Source organism: Rubritalea profundi, from assembly GCF_002954445.1.
GTDB classification, from domain to species: domain Bacteria; phylum Verrucomicrobiota; class Verrucomicrobiia; order Verrucomicrobiales; family Akkermansiaceae; genus Rubritalea; species Rubritalea profundi.
Map to the genome: position 1 here is coordinate 189,981 of NZ_MQWA01000001.1, position 9,416 is coordinate 199,396.

General features: G+C 42.8%; 6 protein-coding genes and 2 pseudogenes. 1 reads left to right on the forward strand and 7 read right to left on the reverse strand.

Going from position 1 to position 9,416, the window contains the following annotated elements:
• Nucleotides 1-458: 458 nt before the first annotated feature.
• From BSZ32_RS00850 to urtA, 7 genes and pseudogenes are all read right to left on the reverse strand, one after another.
• The gene (locus BSZ32_RS00850) at nucleotides 459-1,361 is read right to left on the reverse strand and encodes a LysR family transcriptional regulator (protein WP_105041673.1); all 903 of its coding nucleotides are present in this window, start codon (nucleotides 1,359-1,361) and stop codon (nucleotides 459-461) included.
• Between the two features lie 120 nt (nucleotides 1,362-1,481).
• Nucleotides 1,482-2,304: pseudogene (gene fmdA / locus BSZ32_RS00855) on the reverse strand (formamidase); the annotation flags it as partial.
• Between the two features lie 61 nt (nucleotides 2,305-2,365).
• Nucleotides 2,366-3,055 (reverse strand): urea ABC transporter ATP-binding subunit UrtE, encoded by a 690-nt coding sequence (gene urtE / locus BSZ32_RS00860; RefSeq protein WP_105041674.1) that lies wholly within the window; start codon nucleotides 3,053-3,055, stop codon nucleotides 2,366-2,368.
• A 16-nt stretch (nucleotides 3,056-3,071) separates the two neighbouring features.
• Entirely contained in the window at nucleotides 3,072-3,821 is a 750-nt protein-coding gene (gene urtD / locus BSZ32_RS00865; RefSeq protein WP_105041675.1) for an urea ABC transporter ATP-binding protein UrtD, read from the reverse strand.
• A gap of 4 nt (nucleotides 3,822-3,825) precedes the next feature.
• Nucleotides 3,826-4,983, reverse strand: coding sequence for an urea ABC transporter permease subunit UrtC (urtC, locus tag BSZ32_RS00870; protein WP_105041676.1), 1,158 nt, complete (start codon nucleotides 4,981-4,983; stop codon nucleotides 3,826-3,828).
• 24 nt (nucleotides 4,984-5,007) lie between these two features.
• Nucleotides 5,008-5,934 (reverse strand): urea ABC transporter permease subunit UrtB, encoded by a 927-nt coding sequence (gene urtB, locus BSZ32_RS00875; RefSeq protein ID WP_206018676.1) that lies wholly within the window; start codon nucleotides 5,932-5,934, stop codon nucleotides 5,008-5,010.
• Nucleotides 5,935-6,082: 148 nt separating this feature from the next.
• On the reverse strand, nucleotides 6,083-7,330 hold the full coding sequence (gene urtA, locus BSZ32_RS00880) for an urea ABC transporter substrate-binding protein (protein WP_105041677.1): 1,248 nt from the start codon (nucleotides 7,328-7,330) through the stop codon (nucleotides 6,083-6,085).
• Between the two features lie 863 nt (nucleotides 7,331-8,193).
• Here urtA and yaaA point away from each other — a divergent pair.
• A pseudogene (yaaA, locus tag BSZ32_RS19530) lies at nucleotides 8,194-8,969 on the forward strand (peroxide stress protein YaaA).
• The last annotated feature ends 447 nt before the right edge of the window (nucleotides 8,970-9,416 follow it).

The window sequence follows — 9,416 nt, forward strand, 5'->3', positions numbered from 1 at the left end:
GTGCCAACCATTAACCATTAACCATTAACCATTAACCATTAACCATTAACCAATAACCATTAACCAATAACCGATATGAAAACAACCATCACGCGCATCACTACAATACTAACTCTCACAGCCGTCACCCTCTAAGCACACCCAGGACACACAGATGGACCTCACGAGCACGATGGCTGGCCCTTCCCAGATGTAAAATGGTCCATCATCATAGCAGACTTAGGACTAATAGCCTACGTCATCTACAAGCTCCGCAAAAAAGCCTACTTCTATCTGAACACCTCATTCCTATGATGGAAAAAACCTCCCCAAAAAGATGACAATACCAGTCATGCACAGCACCGTGTACAAAGCACTCTCCACTTGCAAATCCCCAGATTACCCTCAAACACCCAAAAAAACCAGCCGTCCCATCACCCAAGCCCTATTTCACAATGACCAATGACTTGCCCCTTCCTTCAATCACAAGAAGAAATCAACATTGACTGGAAGAGCTCACAAAACTGTTCAGTAGGCCTTTTACTCATACTGTAAAGCGACCAACGTCTCTCTAACCCTTCACCAGGAAGTTCTTGGCAAGCTACCTTGTTATGTTTCAAAGCGTCGTTTAACATTAAAGTGGAACTAATCCCCACTCCCATCCCTTTAGAAACCAACTCTACAAAAGCTGAGACAGAATTCACATGATGATGAACTTCTATGTCGCTTTGAAGTTGATAAAAGTAACTTTTAATCAAATGACTATCATACTGATCGAAGCACAGAGAAATAATACTTTTTTCCTCTTTCCAAGAAAATTCATTAGATTTTATACTAGGATGATCCACAGCCGTAACTAGCTTGAATTCCTCTTTATAGAAAGTAGCTTGATGTGTCACCCCCTTCAAGCTAATCGGTGGAGGAGTCAGACCAGCAACTAAATCGATTTTCCCAGCCTTAAGTTTCTCCAGTAAAACACTTGTCTGGTCAGTATGAATCTCAAATTTCTTCTTCGAATTACCAGCTTGAAATTGTGCTATAAGATCCACGAGCATCGAGTTAGCCAGAGCACGCTCTAAACCTATGTGCACCAGGTTATCTGGCAAAGCCAGCCCCTGAATCGTAACAACATCATCAAGCGCATACTTGAGCCCCACTAAAACCGATCTAGTATTTGCGATAAACCTTTTACCCTTTGCCGTAATAACCGGAGGCTTCTGATTACGGTCCACAAGGCTACACCTAAGTTGGCTCTCCAGAGATTTAATCGAATGACTAATAGCTGATGGAGTCAGCCCCACCCGACGACCAGTCTCAGCAAAGCTTAGGCTCTTCGAGAATTCATGGAAGATCTCTATCTGTTTTATATCATTAATTAACATAGTGAACCCCCTCTTTCAAAATTATAGAAATATCCAATAAGAATACATCGTCATCCATAAAATTAGCAGAAAACGCGCCACCAGCTATGAAAATAGATAACGCTATGTATTAATCCCCCTAATCCTCACTTTTATATCAATAAATCCAGCCATCTCAATCGCTCCACAGAAGGTGATTTCTCCATCACCCTGAGAGAAGTGAAGATCTCCCATAGAGAGTCCTCCACCATTTACGTAGACCGGGAAATACACCTTAGATCCTTTAGTGAGATTCTTGATATCACAATTACCACCATGCTCACGTGGAGGAACTGTTCTAGCACCTTCCTCAGCTGCAGCCTTGGCAGCAGATCCAGTCATTCTACCCATATGCGCTGTATCCGCATAAGGCAACGTACAAAGTGGTGGTGTTCGCTCAGGATCAGTATCAAAGAGTTCCTTCTCTCGCCTATTCCACTCATCCAGTATTTCCTTAGAAGGCAAACAACCAATTAACCCAGGATGCATAATCCCAAGAAACTCCACTTCAGGAATATGTCGTGAACTTGTTTTAATCCCATGAAAATCCCAACATGCCTTACGTGCATCAGGATAATGATCAGTTAAAAATCCAACACCATTCTCTTTAGCAAAAAGTCCTGTGAATCCCCACTCCGCTTCCTGTAGTGTTCCTATATCCATGATGTCTACCACAAGCAAATCTCCAGGTTCCGCACCCTCTACGCCGATAGGTCCACTAAGATAATGAACTCTAGTAAGATCCACCTCTTTAATATCAGTCGCATCATCATCATTACTTATTTTGTCCACCCGTCCAGTCGATGCATTCTACGCGGAATTCATCACCAGGCTTTACCATCGCAACCATTGGAATATCAGGGTGCCATCTGTTATGCACCACATCGAGTTCTTCAGGATGTACTTTTGTATCTATTTTTATCAGTGTTTTGGCATAATGTTATTTATGTTTTGTTTATTGTTTTGTGTCTTGGAAAAATGTCCACTCACACAGCTAAGAGCGATTTGATTTTTTCAGGGTCTACATCAGCCCGTCCTGCTTCATGAACAAAGTCACCACCCTCAATCACCACGAACCGATCACAGGCATCCAAGGCGAAGCTCAGAACCTGCTCAGCAACCAGAATAGAAATCCCTTGGTTGTCCCGGATCTTTTTTAAAATCTGAGCGATCTCTTTAATAATCGAAGGCTGGATCCCCTCTGTTGGTTCATCAAGCAGGAGCACTTTAGGCTCACAAACAAGAGCCCTAGCGATCGCTAACTGCTGTTGCTGCCCCCCAGAGAGATTCCCCCCTTTACGGTGTCCCATTTCCTTAAGCACAGGAAAATAATCATAGACATAATCAGGGATCTTTGAAGATTTCACCTTCTCCAACCCAATCTTAATATTCTCTGTAACGGTTAGAGCAGGGAAAATCATCCTCCCCTGCGGCACATAAGCCAGACCACTAAAGACCCTTTTATAAGGAGGAAAAGACGTGACGTCTTTTCCATCTACCTTGATCTCACCATCAAAGGCGGGCAACAGCCCAATCAAAGACTTAAACAGAGTCGACTTCCCCATCCCGTTTCTGCCCATCACCCCAAGAATCTCGTTTTCCTTTAGAGTGAAACTGAGATCATCTATTACGGAACTCTGTCCGTAGCCTGCTTTTAAATTTGATACCTCTAACATAGTTTTATTTTCTCTATTAGTGACCGAGATAAACCTCTTTCACTTTTTCATTGTTTTGAACTTGATCCATCGTCCCCTCCGCAATGATCTTACCCATATGGAGAACCGTCACTTTTTTGGCAATCTGTGCTACAAAATCCATGTCGTGCTCAATGATAATCACAGCACGATCTCTAACAATCTCATTCAAAAGAGCAGCAGTAGCCTCTCGCTCCTTCACACTCATCCCTGCAACAGGCTCATCGAGTAAAATCAGCTCAGGTTTTTGAACCAATAGCATCCCAATCTCTAGCCACTGCTTTTGACCATGGCTTAAGAACTCCGCTTGCTTGTCCAAGTCATCGATCAAGTAGATCTGCTCTGCCACCTTATGGATACTATCCAGAACTTTTTGATCACGCTTAAACATTAGTGATCCTATAACCGTTCTCCCCCATGGATAAGAAATCTCAAGATTCTCAAAAACCGTTAGATTTTCATAGATCGATGGAGTTTGAAACTTTCTCCCCACTCCGGCACGCACTATCTTATGCTCTCGTAATTTGGTCAGTTCTTTGTTCTTAAACTTGATTGACCCTTGGGTAGATTTTGTTTTCCCACAAATCATATCTAGAACCGTAGTCTTACCTGCCCCATTGGGGCCAATAATCACCCGCAGCTCTCCCTTATCAATATAGAGATTAAAGCTATCCACAGCCTTAAACCCGTCAAAGCTCACAGTAAGGTCTTCTATCGCCAGCAGGAAATCAGTATTTGTATTTGACATATAATTAGGTTGTTAATTTTTCAGGCTTATCTTTCTTATCCAATTTAAGCAGAGATCGGACACGGACTCGTAAATGGTCAGACCAAATACCAGCTATCCCTTTTGGCAAGGCTAGAACGATGATAATGAACAAGGCACCATAAATGAATACCCATAATGTTGGGTAAGCCTCGGAAAACAGCGTCCTCGCCGTATTTACCAAAAGTGATCCATACACAGCACCTACAATACATAGGCGCCCTCCAACTGCAGTGTAGATAATCAAATCAATAGAAGGCACTACTCCAATCAGGTTAGGTGACATAAAGCCAACCTGAAGAGTAAACAGAGCTCCACCAATTGAAGCCAACACCCCAGCCACCGCAAAGATGAAAACCCTAAAAGCAGTCAGATCATATCCAGAGAAACGAACCCGTTCCTCTTTATCCCGCTGCGCTGACAGCACCCTCCCAAGCCGTGAATTCAAAATCCACTTAGAGAAAAATAAACAACCAAACAGACAGGCCACGGTAATAAAGTAGAGAATCTTCTGAGAAGAAGGTTCACGAATGTCCCATCCATTCAGAGTTTTCAAGTCAGTCATCCCATTAATCCCTCCAAAGAATCCCTGGTTACCCACAATGAAATACCATGCACAAGCTACCATAGACTGTGTAAGAATCGCAAAGACTACTCCAGTAACACGCCCTTTAAAGTAAAAGAAACTAAGCAACGTAGCCAACAATATAGGCAGAATGATAATGAGCAGCAGAGTTAAGGTGAAACTATGATAAGGCTGCCAGAACCAAGGTAACTCAGTAAGCTGATTCCAATCCATAAAGTCCGGAATTCCAGGTGTCGTCTGGATCTTGGTAGACTCAAGATCCGAAGCCTCTAGCTTCAAGAACATCGCCATAGAGTACCCCCCCAGCCCAAAGTATAAACCTTGTCCCAAACTAAGGATACCCGCATGCCCCCAGCAGAGAACCAGACCGATACAACAAAAAGAGTAACAAAGGTATTTACCACACATGTTCAAGCGAAACTCGCTTAAAGTCAGCGGCAGGATAACTACCAGGATAAGTGCTAATAAAGAATAACTAAGGAAACTTGAACGCCCACTGAGTAGCTTATCTAAGAAGCCTTCATTAGGAGTGAGTGTCGGAGTTGATTGTGATTTCATAATCTGTGTTAGTATCAGTTAAAGTTAAGAGCGTATATTCGATGAAAAGAGACCCTTGGTGAATTTAGCAAGGACAACGAAGATGATCAGGTAAAGCCAGACCTTCGCTACCGAACCAGACATGAAGAACTCCAAAATCGATGATAGGAGAGCCAAGAACCCACCAGAAATAACAAGACCGAACAAACTACCCAAACCACCAAGCACAAGTACTAAGAAGGAATCTACGATATAGGTCGTTCCAGCTGTGGGTGAAGTAGAAACCACTGTTGTGAGGAACGCCCCACCTATACCTGAAATTCCACAGGCAAGTGCAAAAGTAAACCGGTCAGTCACCTTCGTATTTATCCCCAGTGCCTGTGACATCTGACGATTCTGTGAAGTAGAGCGCATTCTAAGCCCCCAGCGTGTTTTATTAGTGAAAAATACTAACCCTACTGTGAGAATTATTGTCGTAGCTAGTATCACTAACCCATTAATCGGGATGTCGATAATATCTGTTGGTGCCCAGGAACCCATTAGCCACTCAGGTAAAGTAGCACTCATCTCGCGAGCCCCGATAAAAGTCCGGAAGCACTGCTGCATGATCAAGCTCAGCCCCCACGTTGCTAATAAAGTATCCAGCGGTCGATGATACAACCTACTGATTAATATCCATTCAATAATCCATCCCACAATGAAAGCCACCACAAAGGCTAATGGAATCGCCACCCATAAATAGTAGTTGATAAATTCTGGCATAACCTCAATCACAAACTTCGAAGCCAGACACATCGTATAAGAGCCAATAACAAGAAATTCAGCATGAGCCATATTAATGACCTTCATCTGACCAAATACTACATAAAGGCCAAGGCCCATTAAAACATAGATACAGAGGAGACTCAGCCCGCCAAAGGATTGCATGATTAGAATCGCTTTTAATTCTTCAAATGTATATTCATCGAACATAATAGATTTTTTGGGTATTGAAAGTTTGTATAGTTGTGTTAGAGTGAAAGAATAAATATTTTCCTAGAATCGTGCATTTTGTTTATTAATAAAGGCGCCCTGACCCTTTACTCCAGGACGCCTTCAGCCTTATTCAAATAATAATACCTTACTGGTAACCCTTAGGATATGGGTTAGGCTCAATGAGTTCTGATGAAGTAGAGATGATCTCAAATTGACCGTTCTTGAGGAACTTACCGATCTTAGATTTACTCCATAGGTGATGGTTTGTGTCGTGGATACGCACAAAACCCTCAGGTGCATCCTTGAACTCAATTCCGCCAGAAGCAGCCGCTATCTTGTCGATATCGAAGCTTCCTGCCTTCTCAACAGTCTTCTTCCATAACCATGGTCCAAGATAAGCAGCCTGAGTAACATCACCGATCACACTATCATCTCCCCAGCGTGCTTTAAACGCTTTCACAAATGCCTTATTCTCTGCTGTATCAATAGACTGAAAATACTTCATGCTAGAGTAAAACCCTTCACAGTTCACACCACCAATTCCGAGAACCTCATCTTCAGTAGTTGAAATAGTAAGCATGTCATACTTCTTAGAAGTAACTCCTGCCGCCTTGAGCTGCTTATACCAAGCAACGTTACTACCACCTACTACAGCAGTAAACATGAGGTCAGGCTTCTTCAGCTTAACTTTGTTAATGAGTGTACCAAAGTTTGTGTGACCAAGAGGATAATACTCTTCTCCTACCACCTTACACTTAGGATCTTTCTTCTTCAAATAACGCTCAATGTGCGCACGTGCAATCTTCATCGATGTTCTAGGCCAGATATAGTCAGAACCAATCAAGTAAAACGTTCTTGCCCCTAAATTCTCATAAGCCCAATCAAGACCGTAAATAATCTGCTGAGTAGCTTCCTGCCCAGTGTAGATCACGTTCTTAGAATCTTCCAAACCTTCATAGAAAGTTGGATAATACAGCATGTTATTCTCCTTCTCAAAAATAGGGAGCACAGCCTTGCGAGACGCAGAAGTCCAGCATCCAAATACACAAGCAACTTTGTCTTGCGTAATCAACTTCTTAGACTTCTCGGCAAACGTTGGCCAATCACTCGCTCCGTCTTCCTGGACAATCTTAATCTGTCGACCTAACACTCCACCCATTGCATTAATTTGCTCAATAGCAAGGCGCTCTGCCTCAACAGAACCAGTCTCACTGATCGCCATCGTTCCAGTAATAGAGTGTAACTGCCCTACTGTAACAGTAGTATCCGTTACAGCTAAACCTGTAGTATTTACTTTTGCAGTAGGAAATTCCTCTGCAATTACATGACCCGTGGGGCCCGCCATTGCCATGAGCAATAAGCTATACATTTTACTATGTAATTTTAGTTTCATATTCGTATCATTGTTTATATTAGTATCATTTTGCGCAGAAACATTCTTTCGCAGACAACAACATCACAGCACCCCTCGTACCACAACCCCTCTACAAGAGATGAATATATTTACGTATAAACCATAAATCGTTATTTAAATTCACGATTTAAACCACTCATACAAACCATCAATCTCACTCATAGATCGATAATATGCACCACACACAATTTAACTTAAGCCGTTCTTATGGGTTAAGAGCATGGAAACAAGAAAGGTTCAATAAAGGTAACTACTCAGGTGGTTATGACCATTTATAATGAATCACTTATAAAAAAAGTGAACTATGGTGTGGACATTTGAAATTTCAAAAGTGTTACAGAGTAAAGCTTAATCAGCTATTGAACAATCTCACCATCTTAGCTAGATTCACCCATAAACAGCTCATAATGTAGTGACTTATGTTAAAATAAAACCACCTGAGCAGTTACCAATAAAATCAGGAATCATCACCTATAAATAAGATATATATTTCACAACATAGACATTATGAAGACACCATGTAGGGCTAAAGGATCTAGGTAATGGCTTACTTGAAGTATGGTTTGCAAACCAGCTAATTTACCATCTGAATACCAAAACAATAAGCGTAGAACGACTCACTAGGTCAGAAATAGAGGCTGACAAACAAACAAACACCCAAGTGTAACCTCTAACTAAACTAAGTGTAACCCATATTATGAAACCTCTGTGTTACCTTTGTTCTGACTCCTCCCCGTTTCATCATACTAAACCATTGACGGATGAAGGATCGCAGATCCAAAAAACGCAAAAACTACCCTAATCACAGACAACAACAACCAAGCCTTTATCCATAAATTCAAATGCTCATCTTACTACCACCAGCCAAATCACTCGACTACGAATCACCCCTCCCCACCAAGCGACACACCACACCACGCCTTCTTGAAAATTCAAAAATCCTCGTCAAACAACTCCGCGCCATGACCCCAAAGGCACTCGGTAAACTCATGTCCATCAGCGACAAACTCGCCGACCTCAATGCCGAGCGCTACACCACCTAGGAAAGCGACTTCACCCCAGAAAACAGCCGCCAATGCCTCTTTGCATTCACCGGTGATGTCTATCAAGGCATGGAGCTATCCAACTGGAAAGCACCAGACTTCACCCTCGCCCAAAAACAAATCCGCATCCTCTCCGGACTCTACGGTGTCCTCCGCCCGCTGGACCTCATGCAGCCCTACCGCCTAGAAATGGGAACCAAGCTAGCCAGCGCACGCGGCAAAAACCTCTACGAGTCTGGGACGAAAAAATCACCAGCCTCCTCAACACCGACCTCAAAAAAAGCGGCTCAAACTTTGTCGTCAACCTCGCCTCAAACGAGTACTTTTCCTCAGTCAAAAAGAAATCACTCGCCGGCGAACTCATCACCCCCATCTTCAAAGACGAAAAGAATGGTAAGTATAAAATCATCTCCTTCTACGCTAAAAAAGCCCGCGGCATGATGGCAGACCACATCATCCGCAACGAAATCACCACCACCGCCGGACTCAAAAAATTCAAAACCGCCGGCTACAAATTCAGCAAAGTAGATAGCACCGACACAGAACTCGTCTTTTTAAGGAAGGAAAAAGGTTAAAGGAGAAAGGTTAAAGCCCAACAAGCACCCAGCCAAGTCCCGTGTAATCCAGCGCCTTTTGACTTCATTCCATTCAGTCTCTGCAGACACTCACCCTCTCCTCAGAGAGTGATTCTAGGACAGCAGTGTGGTTCAAAAAATCCATCAACCCCGCGTAAAACTGCAACGCTGCAAGCGGTTAAATAGCGTGAACCAAAGGCTCTATACGCGACAGACCAAGCAAAAATCCTGTCTATTCTGTTAATTCTGTCTATAAAAAGCAACAACCAAAGCCCACAACCCAAGTTCCATTTCATAGCAAAGGTTCTGTGTAATTCCGCGCCTTCCATGGTCAAAAAAATATCCAACTACCCAAGCAAAAATTCGTGTAGATTCGTGGTCAGCCACGCAGAGCACAACCCAAGCCACCATCAACCAAGCCTTTATCCTTTAAACTTTCCCCTTTAA